Raw genomic sequence first — 24,163 nt, forward strand, 5'->3', positions numbered from 1 at the left:
GCATGAAACGTTTCTTGAATACCGGTTTCCTCGCCCTTGCTTTGGCCATGGTGGGTACTGGCGCGCACGCCGCCACGGCTAAAGCACCTCAGCAATCTATGATTATGGGTGAGGCGATCAAGTCGGACCCGGCAGAGCTTTCCCGCTTTAAAGCAGAGATCAAAAAGCTCTATGACCTGAAAGAGCAGGCATTCGCCGACGGGGATGCAGAGACTATCGTGAACCGCTTTTATTCGAGCGACGCGATAACGGTTGGCCCCGACGGTAAGCCGGCTATAGGCCGCGCCGCGTTTCTTGAAGAGTACAAGAAGATCGTAGCGAAATATAACGTCAAGGTGGAGTCTGTTCGTACTTATGTCAGAGGAGACGACGGCTACGATTGGACCAACTTTTTCGTGACGTCAAAAGACGGATCGGAAAAACCCTTCTCTTTTATTATCCTCTTTATCTGGACGAAGGTGGACGGCCAGTGGGTATGCGCCGGGGATCCGTATATTCTTGGACGGTTTGAGCAAGGCGCGTTTCACTAAGTAAATACTGTTCTTCGCTCCTGAACTCACAGTTCTCTTACGAAAGTGAAATGAAATGCGATCGATAGTCGTTCATCTGGGCGCGCTGTTTATGGCAATTGGACCAACGCACACAGCATATGCCCAAGATGCCAAGACAGGACAGCAAGTCTTTGCGCGCTGCAGCGCTTGTCACGCGGTTGCTCCCAATAAACCCAGCGGAATGGGCCCAAACTTGTTTGGGGTAGTAGGCCGAAAAGCCGGTAGCCTTAGCGGCTTTGATTTTTCTCTCGCGATGAAGTCCACCGGCATCAGCTGGACGCCGCAAACGCTCGATGCGTTTCTGACGAAGCCGCAGGGTGTGGTGAAAGGCACCAAAATGGCTTTCTTTGGGCTTCCCAGTGCCAAGGACCGCGCCAACGTCATAGCGTACCTGCAAAGTGTTCGGAAATAATCAGGGACACGGCGAAGCTTAGCAAATGAGCTGGCGTTTGCTGCGCGGCAGGACCCACTCCTGCAGTATCAAGTTATCTTAGGAGTGATGTATGGAACTGCAGCATGGCCGTCTTCGGTGGCCCCTGATCGCCGGGTTGAGCGTATCGACCGTTGTCGCAGGACAATTTGCTGGCTGGAATTTTGGATTAGCGAATGGCTGGTCCAACATGTTCGCGGCCACACTTTTGAGCGCTGCCCTATATACGGGTCTGGCGTTATGTGTCGCTGAACTCTCTGCAGCATTGCCGAGCGCTGGTGGATTTTCAGCCTATGTTCGTGAGGCCTTCGGCCGTTTCCCGGGCTTCCTGACCGGTTTCGCAGTATTTGTTGCATTAGCGATTGGGACAGGCGTAGCTGCCAACTTTTTGGGCAGCTATGTCTCCTCTTTGTTGGGCATAGAAGGGTGGCCGATCAAGTTAGCCATGTTCGTGCTGGTGATTGCAGTTCATCTCTGCGGTGTAGGGGAGGCGCTGGGGCTCGTTCTAGCCGCAGGTGTGGTTGCGGTGTTATCGCTGCTTCTATTCTGCATTTCCTGCCTGCCACATTTTCACATCGAAAATCTTACTGGCGCGCAATCCGGTGCTTCGCTCTCGCCACGCCTGATATTCCGATCGATTCCGTTTGCCATCTGGCTGTTCCTCGGACTCGAGCAAGCGGCGATCGCATCGGAAGAGGCGCATGATCCGGGCCGAACGATGCCGCGGGCGCTGATCGTTGCCATCGCAATCCTCGTTGTCACGGCGTGTGGCGTGATGATTTTTGCGCCCGGCGTCGCCGGCACCGCAGCGGTCGCCCAGGCGGGAGACCCGCTTTATGTCGCGTTGGGATTTGGGTCCGGAGGCAAACCATCCGGGTTGATGCCGGCGATTATCGGTCTGGGTGCCATCTTTGGGCTTTTCGCAACCTTTTTCTCACTCTGCTATGCTGCTTCGAGACAGCTGTTTTCGCTTGCGCGCGATAACGGCGTTCCGTCCATCTTCGGCGCGACAAACCGGCGGGGCGCACCTGCTGCGGCATTAGTCACAATTGGCATCATCGGAATGCCGATCTCCACATTGCCCGCCGATTCGATCCTCCTGGGTGTCGTTCTACTGCTTGCCACGACATATGTCGCCATGCTGGCGGCGTTCCTAAAACTTCGCATGACGCGGATGGACCTGCATCGGCCCTTCAAGGCTCCTTTTGGATCTGCTCTTGCAGCAATCACGCTTGCGTTGGCGGGCGTAGCTGTTGTTGCGTGCTTCCAACTGTCCTGGCCGGTTCTAGGCGGCGTCTGCGGCGCGATGATTGTCGGTGTATGTTTCTATCTGCTGTGTCGAAAGGACCCAAAGGAGCAAACTCACGCAGCGGGCAGCTCATAGTGTTCGCGGCAATGAGTGTGCACGTCGCCATTCTATGAGGCAACGAGCTAAGGTTGTCATGGATTGCCAATGGCCTCTACAAAGCAATGACCTGCAGACCCGCCGCTGCAGGGTGAGGGGAATTGGAGCTTGATTGGCATGAGGACGCAGGAACGAGGACGTATCAGGAGGCAGAAACTGCTGGACGCAGCAGAAAGCCTGCTCGACCAGTTCTCACTCGACGAACTGAATCTCGGTGATGTCGCACGTGCAGCAGATGTCCCCAAGGCCTCCGCCTACTGGTTCTTTAAGGACATTTTCGACCTCTATTCTGAGCTGTCGACTCGCATTGCCGACGAACTTGATACAGTGCTTTCCAAATTTGACGCCGATCCCGCTGCGGGGTGGCGGGGGATCGTCTCAGAGGCTCTCATGCAGGGCGCTGCGTTTCTCGACGACCGGTCGTTCCGACGGCAACTTATCTGGGGGTCAAAGGTGCCTCTTGAGCTCAAGAGATCGGATCGGAACAACGACCGAAAAATCGCGCGCATCATAATAGCGCGTATCGAAGAGCATTTCGTTGTTCCGGAAATCCCGCGTCGCGAAGAGATTTTTTATCAGGCTATCGAAATCGCAGATCTTATGTTTTGCCTGTGTTTGCTCGATCACCCTCGATTGACCGACCAGGCGTTAACCGACGCGCAGACTGCCGCGATCGCCTACCTCAGCGTTTATCTCCCGCTGGAAATGCCACGGGTGAGGAGTTTAGCGACGGTAAAGTGATTTTTGTGCGCTCTTTGGAAGGGTACGCGCTGAACCCGATTTTACCGACAAACGATTACAGTTGACCTGAAACCGCGGTCGAGGATCACTAAGGGTGATTGGACCTCAAGCTGAGCGATGAAGGGCGTTGACATTCCGTGTAACTCGACCATAGTCGAGTTACACGGAATGGAGGGGCCAATGCGAAACATGAAAGATAAGGTGGTTCTGATTACCGGCGCGGGCACCGGTATCGGCGCTGCCGTAGCTGCCCAAGTCGTTGAGGAGGGGGGCTACGCAATCCTTGTGGGCCGCCGTCTCGAACCCATTGAAGCCGTCGCGGCTAAGTTGAACGCTCCGGATGCTGTAATGGTGGCAGCGGGCGACGCGGGAAGTGCTTATCAGATGGATCGGATCGTCCGTGAAGCAATAGATCGGTTTAGAAGAATTGATGCAGTGGTGGCAGCTGCTGGAACGGTCGAAACCGGCGCTGTGCTCGATCTTTCCGACGATGCGTGGCGTCGACAGCTTCATTCCAATCTCGACACCGCCTATTTCACGGCCAAGGCAACTTTGCCCGCATTAATAAAGAGCAAGGGCGCGTTCACCATATTGTCGTCCATTGCCGGTCTTCAGGCAATGCCGATGACGGCTGGCTATGTGGTCGCAAAGCATGCCGTCATCGGTCTCGTGCGCTCAATTGCCATGGACTATGGGCATGAAGGCGTTCGCGCCAATGCCGTCTGTCCCGGCTGGGTGAAGACGCCAATGGCTGATGAGGAGATGCAGCCCATTATGGCGAGGGAAGGCGTCTCGCTGGAAGGTGCCTATGCACATGTGACATCCGATGTTCCACTTCGTCGCGCAGGAACATCTGACGAAGTGGCGGAACTTTGCTGTTTTCTCTCGTCGGATGCTTCCAGGCTTATTTCTGGCGCCGTGATGAATATCGACGGCGGTAGCACGGTCGTCTGTGTGCCGACCCTGAAGATGTGAACCGAGCCGATGCAGCCGGGGCGCTCCGGCACATCTTAATCTAATGGGATTGTAGACATGACAAACAGTCTGCTGGAACGTCGCCAGCGTGTCCTTGGTGCAGGATCGCCTCTTTTTTATGACGAGCCGCTCCGGCTCGTCGAGGGGCGCGGTGTCTGGGTTGAGGATGCCGACGGGAAGCGATACCTTGACGGGTATAACAATGTTCCACACGTCGGCCATTGCCACCCGCGCGTTGTCGAGGCAATCGTCAAGCAGGCGGAAAAACTCAATATTCATACGCGATATCTCCACGAGAATGTCGTTGAATATGGTGAGCGTCTGACAAGCACCTTCGATGAGCAATTGTCCGTAGCAATGTTCGTCTGCACAGGGACCGAGGCCAATGACCTCGCCATTCGGATGTCGCGTTTGCTAAGTGGCGGGCAGGGGCTGATCGTTACCGATTTTAGCTATCACGGCCACTCCATAACCTTGGCTGAGGCGACGACCGGAATACCCTCGCCGGAGGCCGTCGGACCGCTTGTGAGGACCATCCATGTACCTGATCTGGTTCGTGAGGGCAGGGCCGACGCGCAGTCGGTCGGCGAGGCATATGTCGCTCAGGTTTCGGCTGCATTGGCCTCGTTCCGCGAAGCGGGCATCCAGGTCGCCGCGATCCTGGTGGATTCGCTGTTCTCAACGGAAGGCTTACCGGTAGTTCCGGCCAATTATCTCGCTGAAGTGGTCGCGCTAGTTCGACAGGCAGGCGGATATTTTATCGGTGATGAGGTCCAGCCAGGCTTCGGTCGATTGGGCGACACCATGTGGGGTTACCAACAGCACGGAGTCGTTCCGGACTTTGTCACGATGGGAAAGCCCATGGGTAACGGTCATCCGATCGGAGGGGTGGTTACCCGTCCCGATTATCTCGCTTACTTTCAGAAGGTGGCGATGTATTTCAACACCTTTGGTGGCAATCCAGTGTCTGCAGCGGCAGGCCTCGCCGTCCTTGATGTTCTGGAGGAAGAGCGGCTACTTGAGAATGCAACGGATGTCGGCTCACATCTCCGATCTGGGCTCGAGGCGCTCAGAGCGAAACATGATCTTGTGGGCGTCGTTCGAGGAAAAGGTCTGTTCTGCGGTCTCGAACTCGTCGTCGACCGCGAGACGATGGCACCTGCAACGGCGGAAGCGAAGCGCATTGTCAACGAAATGCGTCGGCACGGGGTTTTGATCAGCAAGATCGGTCCTCACGACAATGTGTTGAAGATCAGGCCGCCCATGCCTTTCAGCAAAGACAATGCGGACCTTCTGGTCAGTACGCTTGATGTGGTGCTCGGGGAGGTTCGTCGTGGCTGATTTCTATCAACAGAGCGCCGAAGAGCAGGCGGAGCGCATGCTTGATCTTGCACGGACTGCGGTTGAGCATTGGGATATAGAGGCAGGCGACATTGCTCTTATTAAATATCGGGAAAATGCGGTTTTTTCGGTAACTGACACAAGCGGGCATCGCTACGCGCTTAGAATTCACCGTTCGGAATATCACAGTGACAGCGAGCTACTGTCCGAGCTTCAATGGATGGATGCACTTCTTCATAAGGGTGTCGGCACTCCGCCGGTCATTCCGTCCAGAAGCGGATCTCTTTTTGTGATTGTGGAGCATCCTGCCATACCCGAGCCTCGTCAGGTCGACTTACTGGGATGGCTACATGGCGATCCCGTAGGCGCGATCGAGGAAGCTCAAAGCCGAAATGGTGATGAGGTCGCTGACTTGTTCAGGCGGATCGGCAAGTTAGCGGCGGAAGTCCACAGCAAGACTGCGGATTGGTCGCTGCCCGAAGGCTTCGCGCGACATGCTTGGGACGCTGAAGGCATTCTGGGCGATGATCCATTTTGGGGACGCTTCCTAGACTTGGCCGCCCTCGATGACCAGACCCGGGCGTTGCTTGTGCGTGCCTGTGACAAGGCGCGGCAGGATCTTGCCAATTTTGGTATGACGGAGCAGAACTACGGCCTCATTCATGCCGATTTTGTACCAGAGAACCTGCTGCAGCGCGGCGAAGATCTGTTGCTCATTGACTTCGACGATGCGGGCTTTGGGTGGCACATGTTTGAACTTGCCACTGCCCTATATTTCCATGTCGATGATCCAAATTTAGATTTGATGCGAAACGCCATTTTGGAGGGTTATCGGACGGCTCGTGCATTGCCCGAATCTGACTGGGAACTCCTTCCGCTATTTCTGTTCCTGCGCAGTCTTACATATCTGGGTTGGGTGCACACGCGGCATGAGACCGAGACCGCAAGGTCGCTAACGCCAATGTTCATCGATCGGACTCAAATGCTGGCGCTCAACTACCTCAATGAATCCTAGCGACGTCGGGGTTATATTTCTGCGCTATGGGTCCGAGTTCGCAGGCTAGGCCTTTTTTGCCGCCTCGGCACTCGGCTGGTGCAACCGATGATCTTTCCAGATCTCCCCGTAGGGCGCTGTTGTGTTTACTGCCGCGCACCTCGTTTTAGTGCGAAGCGTCCGAGTCAAGCCAAGCCAAGGCTTGGATGTCACCGATTAACTCGATTGAAATGAGGACAAAGACATGAAAACTCGCGCTGCTGTCGCCTTTGAAGCGAAAAAACCACTTGAGATCGTCGAGGTGGACCTGGAAGGCCCCAAGGCAGGAGAGGTTCTGGTTGAGATCATGGCCACCGGAATTTGTCATACCGATGCCTATACGCTCGACGGCCTCGACAGCGAGGGTATCTTCCCCTCGATCCTGGGTCATGAGGGCGCGGGCATCGTGCGCGAAGTTGGGACCGGCGTAACTTCGGTCAAGCCGGGCGACCATGTCATTCCGCTCTACACGCCCGAATGTCGCCAGTGCAAAAGCTGCCTCTCCGGCAAGACTAACCTGTGCACCGCCATCCGCGCGACCCAGGGCAAGGGCCTCATGCCCGACGGCACGACCCGTTTTTCCTACAAGGGCCAGCCGATCTTCCACTATATGGGCTGCTCCACCTTCTCCAACTTCACCGTCCTGCCCGAAATCGCGGTGGCGAAGATTCGCGAGGACGCGCCGTTCCAGAGCAGTTGCTACATCGGCTGCGGCGTCACGACGGGCGTCGGCGCAGTGATCAACACGGCCAAGGTGCAGGTGGGCGACAATGTCGTCATCTTCGGCCTGGGTGGCATCGGCCTCAACGTGATTCAGGGCGCGCGTCTCGCCGGTGCGAACAAGATCATCGGCGTGGATATCAATCCCGACCGTGAGGAATGGGGCCGCAAGTTCGGCATGACGGACTTCCTCAACTCCAAAGGCCTCTCGCGCGAAGAGACGGTGGCCAAGATCGTGGAAATGACCGACGGCGGTGCCGACTATACGTTCGATGCGACCGGCAACACCGATGTGATGCGCACCGCGCTGGAAGCCTGCCATCGCGGGTGGGGCACCAGCATCATCATCGGTGTGGCCGAAGCGGGCAAGGAAATCATGACACGGCCTTTCCAGCTCGTCACCGGGCGCAACTGGCGCGGCACCGCCTTTGGCGGCGCGAAGGGCCGGACCGACGTGCCCAAGATCGTCGACATGTATATGACCGGCAAGATCGAGATCGACCCGATGATTACCCACGTCATGGGTCTGGAGGAGATCAACACCGCCTTCGACCTGATGCACGCTGGCAAGAGCATCCGCTCCGTCGTGGTGTTCTGAAAAAACGGTTTTTTAGAGGAGAATGAATATGGCGGTTATCTCAGAGCCTGATCCGAAATTAAGTTGAGTGGTATCAGCGGGTTAGCTTGACGGCGTGCCCTGTCGTTGATTCAGCGGTTTTGCGACAAACCAAAGGAAATCAACGATGTGGACCGACACCACTCGGGCGCAGTATGCCCGTGCGGACTTGGCTTTGCCAAGCGATTTGACCGATGCCGAATGGGCGCTGCTCGAGCCGTTCTTTCCGCCGCCCTCGCATGTAGGGCGTCCGCGCAAGTGGCCGCCCAGGCGGATTGTCGAGGCGATCCTGTATCTGTTGCGTGGCGGCCTCCCGTGGCGGATGCTTCCGCCGTGTTTTCCGCCGGTCTCGACGGTGCGGCGTTGGTTCTATCTGTGGCGGGACAGCAGGCTGTGGTTGTCGTTAAACCATACCCTGCTGCTGATCGGGCGCGAAGCTGCAGGCCGCCAGGGCTCGCCCAGCGCCGGCGTGATCGACAGCCAGAGCGTCAAAACCACGGAAAGCGGCGGGCCACGGGGTTATGACGCGGGCAAGAAGACAAAGGGGCGCAAGCGCCATATCCTGACGGATACCGACGGCAATCTCGTCCATGCCGTAGTCCACACCGCCGACATCCAAGACCGTGACGGCGCTCCGCTGGTGCTGGCCGAGATCATCAGGCGCTTCCCGTGGCTGCGCCATGTCTTCGCCGATGGTGGCTATGCCGGTGACAAACTCAGGGACGCGCTGCGCCGGATCGGCAAATGGACCATCGAGATCGTCAAACGGTCGGATGCCGCAAAGGGGTTTGTCATTCTCCCGCGACGCTGGGTCGTCGAGCGAACCCTCGCCTGGCTGAACCGCAATCGCCGCCTCGCCAAGGACTTTGAACAGACCATCGCATCGGCTACCGCATGGCTCTTCATCGCCTCGATCCAGCTCTTCGCACGCCGCATCGCAAGGCCATCAAATCACGCCCGATAATTTTGAATCAGGCTCTCAGCTCGACTTTGTACGATTAGGTAGTGAAGCATAGCGCTTGGGCCATACGTACGATGCGGGTTGTTGGAATATATTGCGGTTTCCGGCGGGGCGGGGAGTGTGAGTTAATGTCGCCGACCCAAAGTTGGAGTCGGATTGCGCCGATGGCGTCGCTAAATGTCAGGCTGGTTTTCCGATACCACGCGGCCGCATAGGGTGTACTGGTACTGTTGAGAAGATCACAGGCCCAGAGCGAGATGAGGCTGTATAATCCGAGCAGAGCCGGCGTGGTTCGCGCTATGGCTTTGTCGGTCCATTGGCGCTGTGTCTCGACACCCAGGTGCGCGCGGGTTTCGGCAAAGGTGACCTCGATCTGCCATCGGCGGACGTAGAGGGCGATTATCTCGGCGGGCTCGAGGCTGATGTCGGTACTGAAGAAGGCCTGCGGGCCGCGCTTTCCGTCAGGATCGCGAACCAGGACCCAGCGGACCGGCAAGACCGGAGTGCCGGGCCTGTACCATAAGGCGATGTCAGATGTGATCTCGAGCGTCTTGCCGTTGAGATGGCCATACCAGGCAGAGACGAGAATACTGGTCCAGCGTGTCGCCGGGTTGGCGAGCAGGGTCTTGAGTTTTGATAATGCTCGCCCTTTCTGCGCCGGTCGCCCCATCGTGCGTGCCGTTCGCCCCGCAGGCTGAGCAAACAAGTTGGCGTCGAGCCGCAGTCGGCTGATGAGTGTGGCCCGGCGGACGATCGCATGCGCCAGTTCGTGGACAGCAAAGCTGCTGTCGCCAATGAAAATGATCCGCCGACCCGGCAGCCAGCGAGACAGCTGCAGCGCGCCCTGCCGGGCCCAGTCCGTCAGCAATTTGTGACGACAGCCGCGTTGACGGTTCGATCGTTCCGAAGGAGCGAGCAACGTCAAGACTGGCAGTGCCTTGATCAGGCGGGTCCATGACACCGGGGTGAGCACCATGAAGCTGAGCCAGCGCAGTCCGCTGGCTTTGACGAAATGGCCGTGACTGGAGCGGACCGGGTCGCGGTAGATACCCCGTGCGGTGATCCGGCGCCCCCATCGCCGCTCAATGGTGTCGTCCATACCAATGACCACAGGACCATCGGGCACGAGCCGTTCGACCACAATGCCCAATAAACGCCTGGCAACGGCACGCGAACTCCAGCGGGCGCGATTGAGGATCTGGTGATAGGTTGCAAAGTTGGCAGCATCGGCTCGGCCGGTCACACGCAGGCAAGTCGTAACGGTCCGTTTGCCCGTGGCCAGCAGGCCGCCCATCACAAGAACAAGGACATGCTCCCAGCTGGGAGCCGTAAAGCAGGGACGCCATGCCTGCAGCCATTGGCGCAGGATCTGGGGGACGGGATCGCCGATAACGGCCTTGTTCTGGTCCAGCATTCCATGCTTCGAATCCTGACTGAAGCACGTTGCAACGCTTAGGCTGTTGCCATGCGGCGAGGTGACTCGAATATGCTGTGACCCGACGGCAGCTATGGATGCACCATGAAAGACGAGGAAATCATTCTGCGCATCGAGACGTTCGACGCGGCCAACGGCGGCGGCGTCGGATGGTATGAGGACAAGGGCGCTTACCATCTCTATCTGCTGGAAACCGAGGCACCGGTCGCCCGCCTCAAGCCTGTCGGCTCGCGCGACGAAGTCAGGCTCGGCTACTGGTCACACCGGCGGAAATGGGAAGATATCGACGATATGGGCGGATGCGTCTTGCCACTCGATCAAGCCCTCGACCACATCGCTGAAAACAGCATCTTCTGGACCTGGACCTGACCAAAAACGTACAAAGTCGAGCTCAGGCGACGGCGTGTTTTCCCATGTGTTCCTTGGCGCGAATGACGTCGAGGCTTCGGTTAAATTCTATGACGCGGCTCTGGGCGCACTGGGTGTGAAGAACCTCGGTCCGTTCGGCAATGGCTGGGTCCTTTACGGCAAGGACAAGCCGGCGTTCATCATTGCCAAGCCCGGCAATGGCGAAGCGGCGTCGAGCAATGGCGCGACCATTGGTTTTGCAGCCGCGACCACAGCAGAAGTCGACGCGTTTTACGCCGCAGGCCTGGCCAATGGTGGAACGGACGAGGGCGCCGCGGGCGCTCGTGGCCATCTCCCCGGTGCCTATGCCGCTTACCTGCGCGATCCGGCCGGCAACAAGGTCTGCACCTACACCTTCACTGACGCGTAAGGCAGGACATGGCTCTCGAAACGATATAGACGAGTCATAGCTTTGGGGGTGTGCAGGGCGTGTATCAACACGTTTCTGCCGCCACCGGCACGGACATGACGTTCTCCGTCTATGTGCCCGAGCACGACGGCGGCGCCAAGCTGCCGGTGGTCTGGTATCTTTCGGGCCTGACCTGCACGCACGCCAACGTGACCGAGAACGGCGAGGTTCGCCGCCTGTGCGCTGCGCTTAGCCTCATTTTCGTGGCACCCGACACGTCGCCGCATGGCGAGGGCGTGGCGGACGGTGCGGCAGGCGCCTATGACTTTGGTCTTGGCGCGGTCTTCTTGATCGTGCATCCTACCTATGAAAGATTTGAGGCCGAACTAGATCTTGTTTGCGAATACCGCCCTTCGATTGTCATAACAGCGCTTGGAAGCCCGCGCCGAGTGCTTGATCGGATCCACGGCTATGGCGGTTCGGTATTCTCGGATGTAGTCACACCGGAACAGGCGCGTAAAGCTGCAGCAGCAGGTGCCGATGGGCTGATACTCGTCGCCAGCGGCGCCGGTGGTCATACCGGACATTACAGTCCCTTTGCTCTAGTGGAAGAGGTTCGCAGCTTTTGGGACGGACCGTTGATCCTGGGCGGAGCAATCGGGAGTGCACGTGCCATCGGCGCGGCGCTCGATCTCGGCGCAGACTTCGCCTATATGGGGACGCATTTTATCGCTGCACCCGAGAGCCTGGTGGTGGATGACAATCGAGAGATGCTGGTACGCGCGAGTATGAGTGACATCGTAACCACGCCGGCGGTCACGGGGGTGGCATCAAACTGGATACGAGAGAGTCTTGATCGCGCCGGATTTACGCCCGAGATACTCGAGGTAAAAAAGAAGATCGATTTTTCTAATTTACACGGTGACGCCAAAGCCTGGAAAAATATCTGGGGTGCGGGGCATTCAGTAGGAACTACTCGTTCCATTCGTACTGTCGCGACAATTGTCGACGAACTTGTCGACGACTTTCGTGAGGCAAACTTTGGTCGATCGATTTCAAGATGGATCAGTTGAAGCAATCTCAAACGTATTCAACTATCATAGAAAATTACATGAGCCTGATATGACGCTAAAGGTTGTGGAGCTCGTGACAGTAAAGTTAGGTGGGAACATTGCCTTTGGGGTTCTCGTGACGGCAGTACAAAGAGTCCCGCCAAGCAAGCTATTGAACATCGCGATAAAGCCAAAAATGAGATTTCCTTAACATTTTTCCTAAAAGTAGCGGTAGTTAGAATGGCGGTAAACAGCCGCTTTTGACGCTTCTATTTTTTCTAAGTATTTGAATTTACAGAGCTGGGAGCTTGTTGGACTTTTCCGGTGCCGTTACGCGCCAATTGGTGGTGTGGCTCGATTGATCTGCCCCCACCGAGTGGACCGATTGGTTTGTTAGTGCATTAAGCTCATCGCCGCCATATCCGGGTGGAGGTGGAGCGAAGCGGAACCGGAGGCCGGATATGGCGGTGTCGCCGTTTCCGGGGCCGGTGGTCGATAGCCCAGGCTGCTATGCGGGCGGACGGTGTTGTAATGCCGCCGCCAGGCTTCGATCAGCACTTTGGCCTCGGCAAGGCTGTAGAAGATCTCGCCGTTGAGCAGTTCGTCGCGAAGCGACCCGTTGAAGCTTTCGTTATAGCCATTCTCCCATGGTGAACCCGGCGTGATGTAGAGCGTCTTCACGCCGATCTGCCCCAACCATTTCTGGACGGCAGTCGCGATAAATTCGCTGCCATTATCGGACCGTATATGCGCCGGTGGCCCGCGCGAGATGAACAGGTCGGCGAGCGCTGCCAGAACATCCTCATGCTTGAGCTGCCGCGCGACGATGAGCGCCAGGCACTCCCTGCTGGCCTCGTCGATGATCGTCAAAATGCGGAACTTGCGCCCGTCATGCGTGCGCCCTTCGACGAAGTCGTAGGCCCATACATGACCTGGATATTCGGGCCGCAGGCGGATACAGGATCCGTCGTTGAGCCATAGGCGTCCGCGCTTTGGCTGGCGCAGCGGAACCTTCAGCCCCTCACGCCGCCAGATCCGCTCAACGCGTTTATGGTTCACCGTCCATCCCGCATGGCACAGCAATGCCGTCACCCGGCGGTAGCCATAGCGACCATATTGCTTCGCCAAAGCGATGATATCCTCTGTCAGTGCCTGTTCGTCATCCGCCCCGCGCGGCACCTTGCGCTGTGTCGATCGATGCTGACCCAGCACCCGGCATATCCGTCGCTCGGACACCGGAAGCTCTTGTCGCAAATGATCGATGCAGCGCCGCCGCCGCGCAGGGCTCAGAAGTTTCCCTTGGCAGCCTCCTGCAGGATCAACTTGTCCAGCGTCAGGTCCGAAATCGCCCGGCGAAGACGCTGGTTCTCTTTCTCCAAATCCTTCATCCGCCGCGCCTGGTCGGTCTTCAGCCCGCCATATTCCTTCCGCCAGCGATAATAGGTCTGCTCGCTGACCGCGATCCGCCGGCAGGCCTCCGCTGTCGAGGCCCCCTGCGCCAGCACAATCTCAACTTCACGCAGCTTGCCGATAATCTCTTCCGGCTTGTGCTTCTTGCTCGGCATTCATTTTCCCCTTCGTGGTCCAGACTATCATAGTCTCTGGGCCACTCAGCAGGGGGCAGATCAGGTTCTCGATCCACGGATCATGCGCAACGAGCCGTCATATATGTCGAATGCACGGTAATATGCGCGGCCAAACATCCGGTTATTAATATCATCCTTGTGCGACCACTGTTCCGCCCTTGTCGTGGATGGCAGGCGGACTGTGGTGACGTGACAGCTAAAATCCGGCTTGTTGTAGAATGGCAGCGCCTGATCCTGCTCTTTCGCGCGTATTCGCTTTTCTGGCGGGTTGAAGCCACCACCCGGCAGCGCCAGCGATTTTACTCCATCGCCGTCATCGTCCCAGTCGACGGCGCCTGTGCCGACGACGGTCAATATGCTGGCCTGCGCCTTCGCATCATAGCGCCACTGAACATCCTCGATGGTCTGCCATGTATTTCCGATCGCATTCTGACGAAACGCGCTGAGCAGTTGCGTGGGCGTCGCTACAGAAAATTGCACCTCCTGCTGCAAGCCTTCGATTCCGCGCTTGATGGTTGTATTGGTAATGCGTGCGGGCTTGTCGAAGCCAGCACGCGCGTCGATTTCGAATAGCGTGATCTCATTCGGTCGCGAAGCAGGTGCCCAGCCAAGCCGCTCAAGACCGCCTCCCTGCCTGGTCAACGGCAAAACCCATTGATAGGAAATGACCGGTTCTTGCGTAGGTGGGACAACGGCAGGCATCGTGCCATCAAGCCAATAGATCTTTCCATCGATGCGCGCCCGTACCAGCACGTGATCGAACATGCGTGGGCTGGGCAGCCGCTGATCCATGCCATCATCAGTACCACTATTATTGACGAGGACCGGCTCGGCTTCGACGCCTAGCTCACGCAGCAATGCCAACAGCAGAGCGGTCTTGGCCTTGCAATCGCCGTAACGGCGTTGCCATGTCTCATCGGCTCCTGCCGGTGTCAGATTGCCGCCATTCAGCCCGACATAAATATAGCGGACATCCTGCTGCACCATTTTCAGGGCGGCGGCAGCGCGGTCGAGCCGCTTCGCATGGGCCGCGGCGATGCGGGCGGCCTCCTGCTTGAGTGAGGAGTTGGCGTTCAGACTCGACGCATTGGCAAATAGCGGCGCAAAAAGGCGCGATATGCCCTGCCAGTCGCTGAAACTGCTATACTCGACGACCCGCTGCCATTGATAACGAGGGGGCGCATCCTTGGGCGGCGCCAGGACGCCAGGGTTGTCGAACCGATAATCGATGGCATTCGGGCTCTGTTCAGCCACCGTCATCATATCGTTGGTCATCTTGATGGCGGGCTTGTTTTTTTCCTCCCAACTTAGACGAAGATGGTATCGGCCCGGCGCCGGATCGGCGGCAAGGAGAAGCAGGCCGGCATCGTCCTTCCCCAACGTGGGATCACTCGCAGGGAGCGTTGCGCCGAACTCGATTTCATCCCCGACCCTGAGATCGGGCACACGCAAAACGGCGGTCAGATTGCCATCCAGCCTTGCCGCTTCAAGCTGGTCTTCTCGACGCAGAATCTCGAACGAAGCCGTCTTCAATAAGTCGATGACCTGACCTTCGCGATGGATCTTTATTGCGTGGACGACAGGCGAACCAGCCGCTGGATTCCATGCCAGCGACAGATTGCCAAGCTGAAGCGCGTTGGGATGTAGGATCTTTATGCGATAGCCGTTGTGGAGCAGTTGCCCTTTGTCATCGAGATGAACCTCAGTGTCCTGACGGCGGATGAAAACCGCGCCTGCAGCGTCGGCAGGAACAGGCATAGGCTCCGACTGGACAGCCCATTTGGGCGCAGGCCCAGTTTGAATCTTACTGTTCGCTGCATAAGCGGTGGATCCGGCAAGCAGGCTCGCCAAGCAAACAGAAATCGTGAACCGCACAACATCCCCCTGAGATTTGCGCCATAATGTCTGCGGCTGCGGTTTAAGCAAGTGTTTGATGGCTCTTACAATCGCGGTTGAGTAACCAATGCCCTTCGGCAACGTGGGCATCGACCTCTCGTCCGCCGTTAAGAGCAGGACGTAAGGCGTCAAACGGCGCCAAAGGGGTTGCAAGCGGAACCGGATCGCGAACTCGGACAAGATCAGAAAAGGGTCATAAGTCTCGCATGCCGCAATTTCGCTTGTCCCGTGGGCCTGCTATTCTAAGCTGGCGACCAGCGTAGGGGAGCGACATGGGTATATTGGATTTTCTGTCGAAACAGTTTGTGGATGTCATCGACTGGGTGGAAGAGCCGGGACAACTCGGCTGGCGCGTACCGCTCGCCGACCGGGAAATCCAGAATGGCGCGCAACTGACGGTGCGGGAGGGGCAGATCGCCGCCTTCTTCAACGAAGGGCGGATCGCGGATATGTTCGGTCCCGGCCTTTACACGCTCGACACATCTACTCTGCCACTGATGACGGCCATCATGAACTGGGACAAGGGTTTCAAGTCGCCCTTCAAGTCGGACGTCTATTTCTTCTCCGAAAAGGAGCAGATCGGCCTGAAATGGGGCACGGCGCAGCCGGTGACGCTACGCGATCCCGAACTGGGGCCGCTGCGCGTCCGCGCCTTTGGCAGTTACAGCTTCCGTATCAAAGAGGTAGCACCCTTTGCCTCGCGCATCATGGGCACGCTGGGCGAGGTGAAGGTGGCGGATATCGAGCCGCAACTGCGTGCCGCGATCCAGACTGCGCTTGCGACGGGGGTGGCCGGCGGCGGCACTGCTTTCCTGGATCTGGCAGCCAGCCAGACCGCTTTGTCCGAAGCGCTCAAGGCCGCGGTCACGCCGGCCTTCGCCCAATGGGGGCTGTCGGTCGAAAGCTTCTTTGTAGAGAGCCTGTCCCTTCCCGAAGAGGTACAGAAGCATCTCGACAAGGCCAGTTCGATGCGCGTGCTGGGCGATCTTGACCGCTACGCCAAATTCCAGGCAGCCGAAGCAATCGAGACGGCTGCCGCTCAGTCTGGTGGCGTGGCCGGGGTCGGTGCCGGCGCTGCGGCCGGGCTGGCCATCGGCCAGGCGATGACCGGCGCCTTGGGCGGCACAGCGAGCGCGCCCTCAGCCCCGGCCGAAGACCCGTTCGCGCTGATCGAAAAGCTGCACAAGCTGCTGGATATGGGCGCGCTGACCCAAGCCGAATTCGATGCGAAGAAGGCGGAACTGCTGGGCCGTATTCGATAGCACCCGATGCAGTTGGTCACCTGTCCCACTTGCGGCGCGGAGGTTGCCTTCCGCTCGTCGGCGCTGCCCGTTCGGGTGTGCGACTATTGTCGCACGCTCGTGGTGCGTTACAATCAGGGCGCGCAGGGGATGGGGGAGGCTGGCGTCCTGCCGTTCGATATCAGCCCGATCCAGATCGGGACGGAAGGACGCTGTTTCGATCAGAATTTCCAGATCATCGGTCGGGTGCGCTGGGCCTGGGACGATGGCGCCTGGAACGAATGGCTGATGCTTCTGGCTGACGGCAGTCACGCCTGGCTTGGGGAGGCTATGGGCCAATTCATGGCGCTGCGCGAGGTGGAACTGACGGGATCGTTGGCGCAGGTCATCCGCCGCCTGATGAACGATACCCCTGTCAAACCGGGTGAAAGCGGCAATATCGCCGGACAATCCTATGAGGTTGCCGATATCCGCACCGTGCGCTGCATCGGCTGCGAAGGCGAACTGCCCTTCACCGCGCCCATTGGCTGGGAAGCGCTGAGCGTCGATTTTCGCAATCGCGACGGGCGCTGCGCCTCCTTCCAGAAAGATCGGCATGGACCGTCCCTCTATGTCGGCCATCATGTGAACCTGGCCTCGCTGCAACCGCGTAACCTGCGTCCGCTTCCCGGCTGGAGCCTGCCTGCTTATGGCTGAGGAGGAGAGCGTCCGCGCCCTGTCATGCCCGGCCTGCGGCGGGACGATCGCCCTTCGCGCGGCCGGCTATACGGTCACGCTGGCCTGCGAATATTGCGGCTCGCTGATCGACGCGACCGATCCGGCGGCGCGGATCATCACCCGCTACAATGAAATGCAGGCTTCGCTTGCGATCCCGCTCGGCACGCGCGGCACGTTGCGCGGCGTGGAATGGGAAGCGATCGGCTGGCTGCAACGGTCGGACGGCTGGGCGATCTGGGACGAATATCTGCTGTTCAATCCCTATGCCGGCTATCGTTGGCTGATCGCGCAGAATGGCCAGTGGAGCCTGGGCGCGATGCTGACCGCCGCGCCGCAGCGCGACGGGCCGGACCGGGTCGTCGCTGGTCGACGCTTCACCCCCTTTTACAGCGTCACAACTGCGCGCGTGACGCGGGTGGCGGGCGAATTCTACTGGCGGGTGAAGCCGGGCGAGGAAGTGCGCGCGAGCGACTATGTACGCCCAGGCTTCATGCTCAGCCTGGAACAGGATGATCGGGAGAATAGCTGGACGATCAGCGAACTGTTGACCGGGCGGGAGATACGGGCGGCATTCGATGTCGATCCGCCGCCCGTCTGGATACCCGGTATGACGCCGCTGGCGCACCAGCCTTCGCCCTATGCCCGGCGGATCAAGAGCTGGTGGCCGATCGCTGCCCTGTCCTTCGTGGCGCTGCTGGTTTTGCTGACCTTGTTCGGCAGGACCATGCAACCGCAAATGTTCAGCCTGTCGGTGACGCCCGACGGCCCCACAGTGACGCAGACATTCGGCCCAATCACGCTGCCGCTCGGCAAACAGGCGATGACGGTCGAGGCGATGACACCCGGTGTGGAGCAAGGCTGGGTCGATATCGACGTCGCCTTTGTCAATCGTAAGACGCAGGACAGCTATGACGCCTATGCTCTGAACGAGCATTATTCGGGCCGGGATTCGGACGGCTATTGGTCCGAAGGGGCGCGGTCGCAGACCTTGAAGGTTGCGAGTCTGCCTGCTGGAACTTACGATCTCGTCGTCGATGCGCAGGCGCATCATTGGGGCAGTTCGGGCAATTGGACCTTTGACGCGTCGAGCAGTACCTACAAGACCGAAGGCCAGCCCCCGATCGAGGTCAATCTGACGGTGGCGCGCGGCGCTCGCTTTGCGTCGAATTTCTGGCTGGCGGTGCTGATGATCCTGTTACCGCCATTGTTCATGCTGGTCCTTCACATCTTGTTCGAAAATGCCCGGCTGGCGCAGAAGGACGGTTCACCCGCCGACTCCGACGACTGGTTGCGGGGGATGGAAGCGCCATGAGCCGCAGTAGCTTCCTCTACGCCCTTTGGTGCCTGGGCGTATTGGGTCTTTATCTGACTGCCGCGTCGCAGGGCTATTCGCCCTTCGCCGACGGCGGACGCACTGCCGGCGCCGCCCGCGCCTACGGCCCCACCCATAAATAGGAGACGTCGATGATCATCGCTCTGCCGACCTTGCTCAATTCGTTGGTTTATGCCGGGATCGGCATGCTCGTTTTCGTCGCCGGCTTCGTCCTTCTGGACCTGCTGACGCCGGGCAAGCTGTGGGAGGAGATAAGGGACAAGCAGAATGTCGCCGTTGCCCAGTTCGCTGGCGCCGTCGCCATTGCCCTGGGTATCATCGTAGCTGCCGCTATTCATGGCTGACGCATCGGCACCGACCGAGCGCAGGCGCACCGCGCTGGTCGGGTTGCTGCTGGCCAGCGTGTTCGCTGTCGCGACCTGCGGCCTGATCTACGAACTGCTTGCCGGGACGATCGCCAGCTATCTGCTGGGCGACAGCGTCACGCAATTTTCGATCATCATAGGCACCTATCTGTTCGCCATGGGAGTGGGCAGTTGGTGCTCACGCTATGTCAAGCGCGACGAGCTGCGCCTGTTCATCCGGGTCGAGATATTGGTGGCGCTGGTGGGTGGCTGGTCGGCGGCGGGGTTGTTCCTGCTTTTCCCGCTGGTGGAGCAGTTTCGCCCCATCCTCTATGGCCTTGTCTTTGTCATCGGCTTTCTGGTGGGTCTGGAGATTCCGCTGCTGATGCGCATCCTGCGCGACCGGTTCGATTTCAGCGAGACGGTGTCGAACGTGCTGACCTTCGACTATGTCGGCGCACTGGCTGCTTCATTGCTGTTTCCGCTCCTGCTGGTGCCACATCTGGGACTGATCCGAACCGGGCTCATGTTCGGCCTGCTCAATGTCGGTGTCGCGCTGCTCCTGTTGCTTCTAGTACCATCACGCGCCAGCCTGATGCGGGAACGCATTCTGGCGTTGGTCGTGATGATGAGCCTGATCGCAGGCTTGCTGACGGCCGAGCGAATCCAGCGCTGGTCGGAAATCGCCGCTTATGGGGAGCGCGTGATTTACGCGACGTCCAGCCCCTATCAGCGGCTGGTGCTGACCCGACACGACGATGACATCCGCTTATACCTCAACGGCAACCTCCAATTTTCCTCACGCGACGAATATCGCTATCATGAAGCGCTGGTTCATCCGGCAATGGGCCGTGTAGCACGCCCGGCCAATGTACTGATCCTGGGCGGGGGCGACGGGCTGGCCGCGCGCGAGGTGTTCCGCCATCCCGGCGTGCGGCATGTCACATTGGTCGACCTTGATCCCGCCATGACCCGCCTGTTCAGCCAAACCGGCCTGCTGCGCGCGCTGAACGGCGATGCGCTGACCGACAAGCGTATGCATGTCGTCAACGCTGATGCTTTCCGGTGGGTACGCGAGACGAAGGCACGCTTCGATGTCATCATCGTCGACTTCCCCGATCCGGTCGATTTCTCGGTGGGCAAGCTCTATACCGAAACCTTCTACCGTATGTTGCGCCCGCATCTGGCGCCCGGCGGCATGGCAGTGGTCCAGAGCACGTCGCCGCTGGTCGCGCCCGCCGCTTTCTGGACGGTGGCGCAGACGCTGGAGGCCGCCGGTTTCCAGACCAGACCCTATCATGTCTATGTGCCGAGCTTCGGCGAATGGGGCTTCATCTTGGCCGGGCTGGTCGATCCTGGCACGACGACGCGCCTGCTGCCTGGCAATCGATTTTTGTCGGATGCGACAGCCCGGCAGGCATTGGTTTTTCCGCCCGACATGACGCGCCGCCCGGTGCCGGTGAACCGTCTGGACAATCAGGCATTGGTGCGCAGCTTTGCCGAGGAATGGGCGCGCTATGAAGGCTGACGCGGGCGGCCCAAGCAGGCGCGCCATCCTCAAGGGCGGGATGGCGGCTGCCACTGTGCTTGCGCTGCCAGCCTGTGAAACGCCGACTTCGGGCAGCAGCGGGGGAGCGGACATGGCGCTTGGCCACCGCCTGCGCGATGGCGCCTTCCCCGAACCGGTGCGCGAAGAGCGCGTGCCGCTCCTGATCGCTGGCGGTGGCGTAGCGGGGCTGTCGGCGGGCTGGCGATTGCGTGAGGCCGGCTTCGACGATTTCCGCCTGATCGAACTCGAAGACCAGCCTGGCGGCAATGCCCGTGGCGGTCGCAATGCCGTGTCAGCTTATCCCTTGGGCGCGCATTACCTACCCATTCCCAACGAGGAAGCGCGCGGGCTGCGCCATATGCTGCGACAAATGGGGGTGATCGTGGGCGAGCGGGATGGCAAGCCGGTCTATGACCCGCTGCAACTCTGCGCCGATTTGCAGGAGCGGCTGCTCTGGCAGGGGAAATGGCAGGAGGGGCTGGTACCCCGAACCGGCCTGTCTTCCAAGGACGAAGCCGACCTTGCCGCCTTCAACCGCACCATGGCCGACTTTTCCCGTCGCCGCGATACGGAAGGCCGGCCTGCCTTCGCCATTCCCATCGCCTATAGCGCAAGGGATGCCGATCTGCTTGCGCTCGATCGGATGAGCTTCGCGCAGTGGCTCGACCAGCAGGGCTGGACCTCCTCGGTGCTGCGCGCGCATGTTCGTTACGCCTGCCGTGACGATTACGGCACCGAACCAGCCGACGTCTCCGCCTGGGCCGGCATTCATTATTTTGCGAGCCGGCGTGGCTTCACTGCGGATGGTTCGGGCGATAATGAACTGACCTGGCCTGAAGGCAATAGCCGCCTGACCAGCTTGATTGCTGATCGATTGGGAGATCGCATCACGACGGGGCAGGTCGCCTTTCGTGCCCGGCGTGACGATAAGGGGGCGATGGTTGATGTGTTCGATGCGCAGCAGGGCAGCAGCATCCGCTATCGTGTTGACGCCGTGATCCTTGCCATGCCGCATTTCATCGCCACCCGCCTGCTGGGCAAGAAGCCCGATGCGGCCTACAGCTATGCCCCTTGGCTGATCGCCAATGTCACCGTCGATCGCGCACCGGAGGGGAAGGGCAGCGGGCTTGCCTGGGATAATGTATCGGCCAGCAGCGCTTCGCTCGGCTATGTCGTCGCCACCCACCAGAGCGACTCGCACACGGGGCCTACGGTGCTGACTTGGTATATGGCCCTGTCCGACATGCCGCCCGCGTCCGCCCGCCGCTTGCTGATCGACCGGTCCGATGCTGATTGGCGGCGGCTGGTTCGTGACGATTTGCTTGGGATGAATCCGGACCTGAACGGCGCGATCCGGTCGATCGACCTCTGGAAGTGGGGTCACGCCATGGTCCGGCCGACGCCGGGTTTCCTGTGGGATGTCGCGCCGCGGCAACGCGCGGCTATCCTGCCGCCCTTCTTCCGCGCCCATTCGGACCTGAGCGGGCTGTCGCTGTTCGAGGAAGCCCATTATCGTGGCATGGCCGCGGCGGAAGCGGCGCTATCTTCGATCGGACATCCGCATGAGACGCTACTATGATTCCGCCCATGACCTATGATGGCCGACACCTGCTGGCGGACCTTTATGGATGTCCCGTGCTGGACGATGTCGCGCTGATCGACGCCGCCTTGCGCGGCGCGGCGGACAGCGCCGGGGCGACAGTGATCGGCCTTCACCTCCATCATTTCGGTGAAGGACAGGGCGTCACCGGCGTCGCCCTTCTCGCCGAATCACATATGTCGATCCACACATGGCCCGAACATGGCTATGCTGCCGTCGACATTTTCCTGTGCGGCGCGCGCCATGATCCGGCAGCGGCACTTGATGTGCTATGTCGATATTTGTCGCCTACCCGCATAAGTCAAAATCTAGTACGCCGGGGTGATATTTCCGAGCTGGCGCGAGAAACGGACGGTCAGAAACTGGAACGCTGAAATTGATTTTTGAGCGGCCACTATATCTGGTCCATGCTTGTTCAGCGCGGTTGCGATTTGGCTGCGATCCAGGGCCAGCGGCGTGAGCCCGGTCGTGCCGCATCACGAAGGCGGCATTGGCGGAGCATAGCACGCACATGGCGTCGAAGACGATGATCGGGCCGTGCTCGCTGGCAGGATTGGTGCTCACGCGGCCACCGATTCTGGCGCGGGCATATGAAGCGCACTTTCCAGCCCCAGCGGCCCAAGCGGATCGGCGACCAGTCCACTCACCATCGCCGCCTGTATGCTGGTAGCGGGCCAAAATTTGGACAGCGGGCCGACAAAACGATCGCGGATCAAGGGCAGCAAACGACTGTCCGATTGATAGACGGGTGTGAACAAGGCGGTGAGCCACTGGTAGGTCAGGACATGGCGTCGCCGCAGCTTGATGCCGAGACGAACCCCCTCATCCACCCCGTTCGCGTCCGCCAGACCTTTGGCCAGCGCCCAGGCATCGAGCAGGGCCATGTTGGCGCCTTGACCCAGCTGGGGACTGGCGGAATGCCAGGCGTCGCCGATATGGACCAATGCCCGCTCAGCCGGTGACCGCAGGGTACGGTGCGCGTAGCGGGCGAAGGTCAACTGGTCGGGATCATCAATCTGGTCGAGCAACGGCGCACAAGCGGGCCAGAGCGCGGTAACGCGAGCCTTCCACGGCCCCAGTCCGGCCTGATGCCAGTCGCCCAGCCGATCGGCGCGCAACGACCAGAAGAAGGCGGCCTTTGGCGTCGCCGCGCCCGGCGGCGTGCCGATCGGCAAGACACCCGCCATGATGCTGGCGCGGTCATAGCGCTGTGCAAGGGCATGAGGATCGAAGCGCGCGTCCTGCGGCAGGTCGAGGCTGGCCCAGAGTGCGCCATAGGCCAGTTCCCGGCCGGTCGGCGGCGCCAGTGGTGTGCGCGTGCCCAGCGCATCGACCACAAGATCATAGGGGATGCTGGTTTCGCCATCGGCAAAGCGCAACGCACGTTGCGCACCGACCGGTTCGCTGTCCACGAGCGTGCGCCCGGTATGGACGGTGATCCCCGCTCGCTGGACCGCCTCATGCAATATCGCAAACAGGCTGGCGCGATGGATGCCGATGCCAAACATAGCGCGGTGGCGCAGCGCGGCATAATGGACGTCAAGGACGACCCGGTCCTCCGCCTTGCCGAACAGCCGGTCGATGCGTGATCCGCGCCGCAACACGTCGTCCAGCATCCCCAACTCGTCAAGAACCGCCATGCCTGTGGGCTGGATCATCAGGCCCGACCCGATCGGGCGAGGCGTGTCGAAACGCTCGAAAAGGGTGACCTGATGGCCCGCCCGATGCAGCAGCAGCGCCGCCGCCAGTCCGCACGGCCCGCAGCCTGCGATCGCGATGTTCAGACCCCGCATGACCACCGTCTAGACGAGCAGGCAGGCCGTTCCAAGAGGATGGACCGGAATTGCCTATATTGGGGAGTAAAGAAACGCGCCCGGAAT

The 24,163-nt window shown here is 59.7% G+C and carries 24 protein-coding genes; 20 read left to right on the plus strand and 4 right to left on the minus strand.

Translation table 11 applies throughout. The features are described 5' to 3' along the window. Positions 1 to 2 precede the first annotated feature (2 nt). The 9 genes from IWY39_RS21075 (at position 3) to IWY39_RS21115 (ending at position 8,776) form a co-directional block, all read left to right on the plus strand. On the plus strand, positions 3 to 530 hold the full coding sequence (locus IWY39_RS21075) for a YybH family protein (protein ID WP_107126157.1): 528 nt from the start codon (positions 3 to 5) through the stop codon (positions 528 to 530). Positions 531 to 585: 55 nt separating this feature from the next. Continuing rightward, positions 586 to 963 carry a c-type cytochrome gene (locus IWY39_RS21080; protein WP_107126158.1) on the plus strand — a complete coding sequence of 126 codons (378 nt, stop codon included), beginning with the start codon at positions 586 to 588 and terminating at the stop codon, positions 961 to 963. A 91-nt stretch (positions 964 to 1,054) separates the two neighbouring features. After that, positions 1,055 to 2,365: an amino acid permease gene (locus IWY39_RS21085; protein WP_107126159.1), complete on the plus strand. Its 1,311-nt coding sequence runs from the start codon at positions 1,055 to 1,057 to the stop codon at positions 2,363 to 2,365. Between the two features lie 138 nt (positions 2,366 to 2,503). Continuing rightward, the gene (locus IWY39_RS21090; RefSeq protein ID WP_107126160.1) at positions 2,504 to 3,127 is read left to right on the plus strand and encodes a TetR/AcrR family transcriptional regulator; all 624 of its coding nucleotides are present in this window, start codon (positions 2,504 to 2,506) and stop codon (positions 3,125 to 3,127) included. A gap of 189 nt (positions 3,128 to 3,316) precedes the next feature. Then, positions 3,317 to 4,102, plus strand: coding sequence for an SDR family NAD(P)-dependent oxidoreductase (locus IWY39_RS21095; RefSeq protein ID WP_196871702.1), 786 nt, complete (start codon positions 3,317 to 3,319; stop codon positions 4,100 to 4,102). A 57-nt stretch (positions 4,103 to 4,159) separates the two neighbouring features. After that, positions 4,160 to 5,443: an aminotransferase class III-fold pyridoxal phosphate-dependent enzyme gene (locus IWY39_RS21100; protein WP_107126161.1), complete on the plus strand. Its 1,284-nt coding sequence runs from the start codon at positions 4,160 to 4,162 to the stop codon at positions 5,441 to 5,443. Further along, positions 5,436 to 6,458: a phosphotransferase enzyme family protein gene (locus tag IWY39_RS21105; RefSeq protein WP_196871703.1), complete on the plus strand. Its 1,023-nt coding sequence runs from the start codon at positions 5,436 to 5,438 to the stop codon at positions 6,456 to 6,458. Before IWY39_RS21100 ends, IWY39_RS21105 begins: the two co-directional genes overlap by 8 nt. Positions 6,459 to 6,681: 223 nt before the next feature. Then, on the plus strand, positions 6,682 to 7,794 hold the full coding sequence (locus IWY39_RS21110; RefSeq protein WP_107126163.1) for an S-(hydroxymethyl)glutathione dehydrogenase/class III alcohol dehydrogenase: 1,113 nt from the start codon (positions 6,682 to 6,684) through the stop codon (positions 7,792 to 7,794). 145 nt (positions 7,795 to 7,939) lie between these two features. Next, on the plus strand, positions 7,940 to 8,776 hold the full coding sequence (locus IWY39_RS21115; protein ID WP_196871704.1) for an IS5 family transposase: 837 nt from the start codon (positions 7,940 to 7,942) through the stop codon (positions 8,774 to 8,776). Positions 8,777 to 8,810: 34 nt separating this feature from the next. On the opposite strand, the gene IWY39_RS21120 is transcribed toward IWY39_RS21115, so the two are convergent. Then, positions 8,811 to 10,187: an IS701 family transposase gene (locus IWY39_RS21120; protein WP_196871309.1), complete on the minus strand. Its 1,377-nt coding sequence runs from the start codon at positions 10,185 to 10,187 to the stop codon at positions 8,811 to 8,813. 105 nt (positions 10,188 to 10,292) lie between these two features. Here IWY39_RS21120 and IWY39_RS21125 point away from each other — a divergent pair, with 105 nt between their 5' ends. The 3 genes from IWY39_RS21125 (at position 10,293) to IWY39_RS21135 (ending at position 12,038) form a co-directional block, all read left to right on the plus strand. Then, the gene (locus tag IWY39_RS21125) at positions 10,293 to 10,577 is read left to right on the plus strand and encodes a hypothetical protein (RefSeq protein ID WP_196871310.1); all 285 of its coding nucleotides are present in this window, start codon (positions 10,293 to 10,295) and stop codon (positions 10,575 to 10,577) included. Positions 10,578 to 10,611: 34 nt separating this feature from the next. Next, positions 10,612 to 10,986 carry a VOC family protein gene (locus IWY39_RS21130; RefSeq protein ID WP_315897877.1) on the plus strand — a complete coding sequence of 125 codons (375 nt, stop codon included), beginning with the start codon at positions 10,612 to 10,614 and terminating at the stop codon, positions 10,984 to 10,986. Between the two features lie 95 nt (positions 10,987 to 11,081). After that, positions 11,082 to 12,038 (plus strand): nitronate monooxygenase, encoded by a 957-nt coding sequence (locus IWY39_RS21135; RefSeq protein WP_145246993.1) that lies wholly within the window; start codon positions 11,082 to 11,084, stop codon positions 12,036 to 12,038. Positions 12,039 to 12,410: 372 nt separating this feature from the next. Here the strand turns inward: IWY39_RS21135 and IWY39_RS21140 are convergent. Beyond that, positions 12,411 to 13,582, minus strand: a protein-coding gene (locus tag IWY39_RS21140; RefSeq protein ID WP_107124077.1) for an IS3 family transposase whose coding sequence is annotated in 2 segments (ribosomal slippage) — positions 12,411 to 13,318 and positions 13,318 to 13,582 — 1,173 coding nt in all. Because the reading frame shifts where the segments join, the coding sequence is not laid out codon by codon here. Between the two features lie 60 nt (positions 13,583 to 13,642). Then, positions 13,643 to 15,580 carry a DUF3857 domain-containing protein gene (locus IWY39_RS21145; protein ID WP_231377807.1) on the minus strand — a complete coding sequence of 646 codons (1,938 nt, stop codon included), beginning with the start codon at positions 15,578 to 15,580 and terminating at the stop codon, positions 13,643 to 13,645. Positions 15,581 to 15,771: 191 nt separating this feature from the next. Here IWY39_RS21145 and IWY39_RS21150 point away from each other — a divergent pair, with 191 nt between their 5' ends. From IWY39_RS21150 to speD, 8 genes are read left to right on the plus strand one after another with little or no spacing between them, the layout of a single operon-like run. Further along, positions 15,772 to 16,761 carry an SPFH domain-containing protein gene (locus IWY39_RS21150; RefSeq protein WP_107124076.1) on the plus strand — a complete coding sequence of 330 codons (990 nt, stop codon included), beginning with the start codon at positions 15,772 to 15,774 and terminating at the stop codon, positions 16,759 to 16,761. A gap of 6 nt (positions 16,762 to 16,767) precedes the next feature. Next, positions 16,768 to 17,436 carry a DUF4178 domain-containing protein gene (locus IWY39_RS21155; RefSeq protein ID WP_107124075.1) on the plus strand — a complete coding sequence of 223 codons (669 nt, stop codon included), beginning with the start codon at positions 16,768 to 16,770 and terminating at the stop codon, positions 17,434 to 17,436. Then, positions 17,429 to 18,769: a DUF4178 domain-containing protein gene (locus IWY39_RS21160; RefSeq protein WP_107124074.1), complete on the plus strand. Its 1,341-nt coding sequence runs from the start codon at positions 17,429 to 17,431 to the stop codon at positions 18,767 to 18,769. The genes IWY39_RS21155 and IWY39_RS21160 overlap by 8 nt, the downstream gene beginning before the upstream one ends. Then, positions 18,766 to 18,912, plus strand: coding sequence for a hypothetical protein (locus IWY39_RS21165; protein ID WP_165418786.1), 147 nt, complete (start codon positions 18,766 to 18,768; stop codon positions 18,910 to 18,912). Before IWY39_RS21160 ends, IWY39_RS21165 begins: the two co-directional genes overlap by 4 nt. A 9-nt stretch (positions 18,913 to 18,921) precedes the next feature. Further along, positions 18,922 to 19,134 carry a DUF350 domain-containing protein gene (locus tag IWY39_RS21170; protein ID WP_107124073.1) on the plus strand — a complete coding sequence of 71 codons (213 nt, stop codon included), beginning with the start codon at positions 18,922 to 18,924 and terminating at the stop codon, positions 19,132 to 19,134. Further along, a complete protein-coding gene (locus tag IWY39_RS21175) occupies positions 19,127 to 20,662 on the plus strand; it encodes a polyamine aminopropyltransferase (RefSeq protein ID WP_107124072.1) in 1,536 nt (511 codons plus the stop codon). Before IWY39_RS21170 ends, IWY39_RS21175 begins: the two co-directional genes overlap by 8 nt. Then, positions 20,652 to 22,262: an NAD(P)/FAD-dependent oxidoreductase gene (locus IWY39_RS21180; RefSeq protein WP_107124071.1), complete on the plus strand. Its 1,611-nt coding sequence runs from the start codon at positions 20,652 to 20,654 to the stop codon at positions 22,260 to 22,262. The genes IWY39_RS21175 and IWY39_RS21180 overlap by 11 nt, the downstream gene beginning before the upstream one ends. After that, positions 22,259 to 22,657 (plus strand): adenosylmethionine decarboxylase, encoded by a 399-nt coding sequence (speD, locus tag IWY39_RS21185; RefSeq protein WP_107124070.1) that lies wholly within the window; start codon positions 22,259 to 22,261, stop codon positions 22,655 to 22,657. The genes IWY39_RS21180 and speD overlap by 4 nt, the downstream gene beginning before the upstream one ends. Positions 22,658 to 22,843: 186 nt before the next feature. Here the strand turns inward: speD and IWY39_RS21190 are convergent, their stop codons facing one another. Further along, on the minus strand, positions 22,844 to 24,076 hold the full coding sequence (locus tag IWY39_RS21190) for an FAD-dependent oxidoreductase (RefSeq protein WP_196871705.1): 1,233 nt from the start codon (positions 24,074 to 24,076) through the stop codon (positions 22,844 to 22,846). Positions 24,077 to 24,163: the final 87 nt, after the last annotated feature.

The organism is Sphingobium sp. JAI105, from assembly GCF_015752145.1.
GTDB classification, from domain to species: Bacteria; Pseudomonadota; Alphaproteobacteria; order Sphingomonadales; family Sphingomonadaceae; genus Sphingobium; species Sphingobium xenophagum.

What these genes read in the sequence shown, in the direction of transcription:
- IWY39_RS21075 (WP_107126157.1), top strand. Translation starts at nt 3, where the DNA reads ATGAAACGTTTCTTGAATACCGGTTTCCTCGCCCTTGCTTTGGCCATG.
- IWY39_RS21080 (WP_107126158.1), top strand. Translation starts at nt 586, where the DNA reads ATGCGATCGATAGTCGTTCATCTGGGCGCGCTGTTTATGGCAATTGGA.
- IWY39_RS21085 (WP_107126159.1), top strand. Translation starts at nt 1,055, where the DNA reads ATGGAACTGCAGCATGGCCGTCTTCGGTGGCCCCTGATCGCCGGGTTG.
- IWY39_RS21090 (WP_107126160.1), top strand. Translation starts at nt 2,504, where the DNA reads ATGAGGACGCAGGAACGAGGACGTATCAGGAGGCAGAAACTGCTGGAC.
- IWY39_RS21095 (WP_196871702.1), top strand. Translation starts at nt 3,317, where the DNA reads ATGAAAGATAAGGTGGTTCTGATTACCGGCGCGGGCACCGGTATCGGC.
- IWY39_RS21100 (WP_107126161.1), top strand. Translation starts at nt 4,160, where the DNA reads ATGACAAACAGTCTGCTGGAACGTCGCCAGCGTGTCCTTGGTGCAGGA.
- IWY39_RS21110 (WP_107126163.1), top strand. Translation starts at nt 6,682, where the DNA reads ATGAAAACTCGCGCTGCTGTCGCCTTTGAAGCGAAAAAACCACTTGAG.
- IWY39_RS21115 (WP_196871704.1), top strand. Translation starts at nt 7,940, where the DNA reads ATGTGGACCGACACCACTCGGGCGCAGTATGCCCGTGCGGACTTGGCT.
- IWY39_RS21120 (WP_196871309.1), bottom strand. Translation starts at nt 10,187, where the DNA reads ATGCTGGACCAGAACAAGGCCGTTATCGGCGATCCCGTCCCCCAGATC.
- IWY39_RS21125 (WP_196871310.1), top strand. Translation starts at nt 10,293, where the DNA reads ATGAAAGACGAGGAAATCATTCTGCGCATCGAGACGTTCGACGCGGCC.
- IWY39_RS21135 (WP_145246993.1), top strand. Translation starts at nt 11,082, where the DNA reads ATGACGTTCTCCGTCTATGTGCCCGAGCACGACGGCGGCGCCAAGCTG.
- IWY39_RS21150 (WP_107124076.1), top strand. Translation starts at nt 15,772, where the DNA reads ATGGGTATATTGGATTTTCTGTCGAAACAGTTTGTGGATGTCATCGAC.
- IWY39_RS21155 (WP_107124075.1), top strand. Translation starts at nt 16,768, where the DNA reads ATGCAGTTGGTCACCTGTCCCACTTGCGGCGCGGAGGTTGCCTTCCGC.
- IWY39_RS21160 (WP_107124074.1), top strand. Translation starts at nt 17,429, where the DNA reads ATGGCTGAGGAGGAGAGCGTCCGCGCCCTGTCATGCCCGGCCTGCGGC.
- IWY39_RS21165 (WP_165418786.1), top strand. Translation starts at nt 18,766, where the DNA reads ATGAGCCGCAGTAGCTTCCTCTACGCCCTTTGGTGCCTGGGCGTATTG.
- IWY39_RS21170 (WP_107124073.1), top strand. Translation starts at nt 18,922, where the DNA reads ATGATCATCGCTCTGCCGACCTTGCTCAATTCGTTGGTTTATGCCGGG.
- IWY39_RS21175 (WP_107124072.1), top strand. Translation starts at nt 19,127, where the DNA reads ATGGCTGACGCATCGGCACCGACCGAGCGCAGGCGCACCGCGCTGGTC.
- IWY39_RS21180 (WP_107124071.1), top strand. Translation starts at nt 20,652, where the DNA reads ATGAAGGCTGACGCGGGCGGCCCAAGCAGGCGCGCCATCCTCAAGGGC.
- speD (WP_107124070.1), top strand. Translation starts at nt 22,259, where the DNA reads ATGATTCCGCCCATGACCTATGATGGCCGACACCTGCTGGCGGACCTT.
- IWY39_RS21190 (WP_196871705.1), bottom strand. Translation starts at nt 24,076, where the DNA reads ATGCGGGGTCTGAACATCGCGATCGCAGGCTGCGGGCCGTGCGGACTG.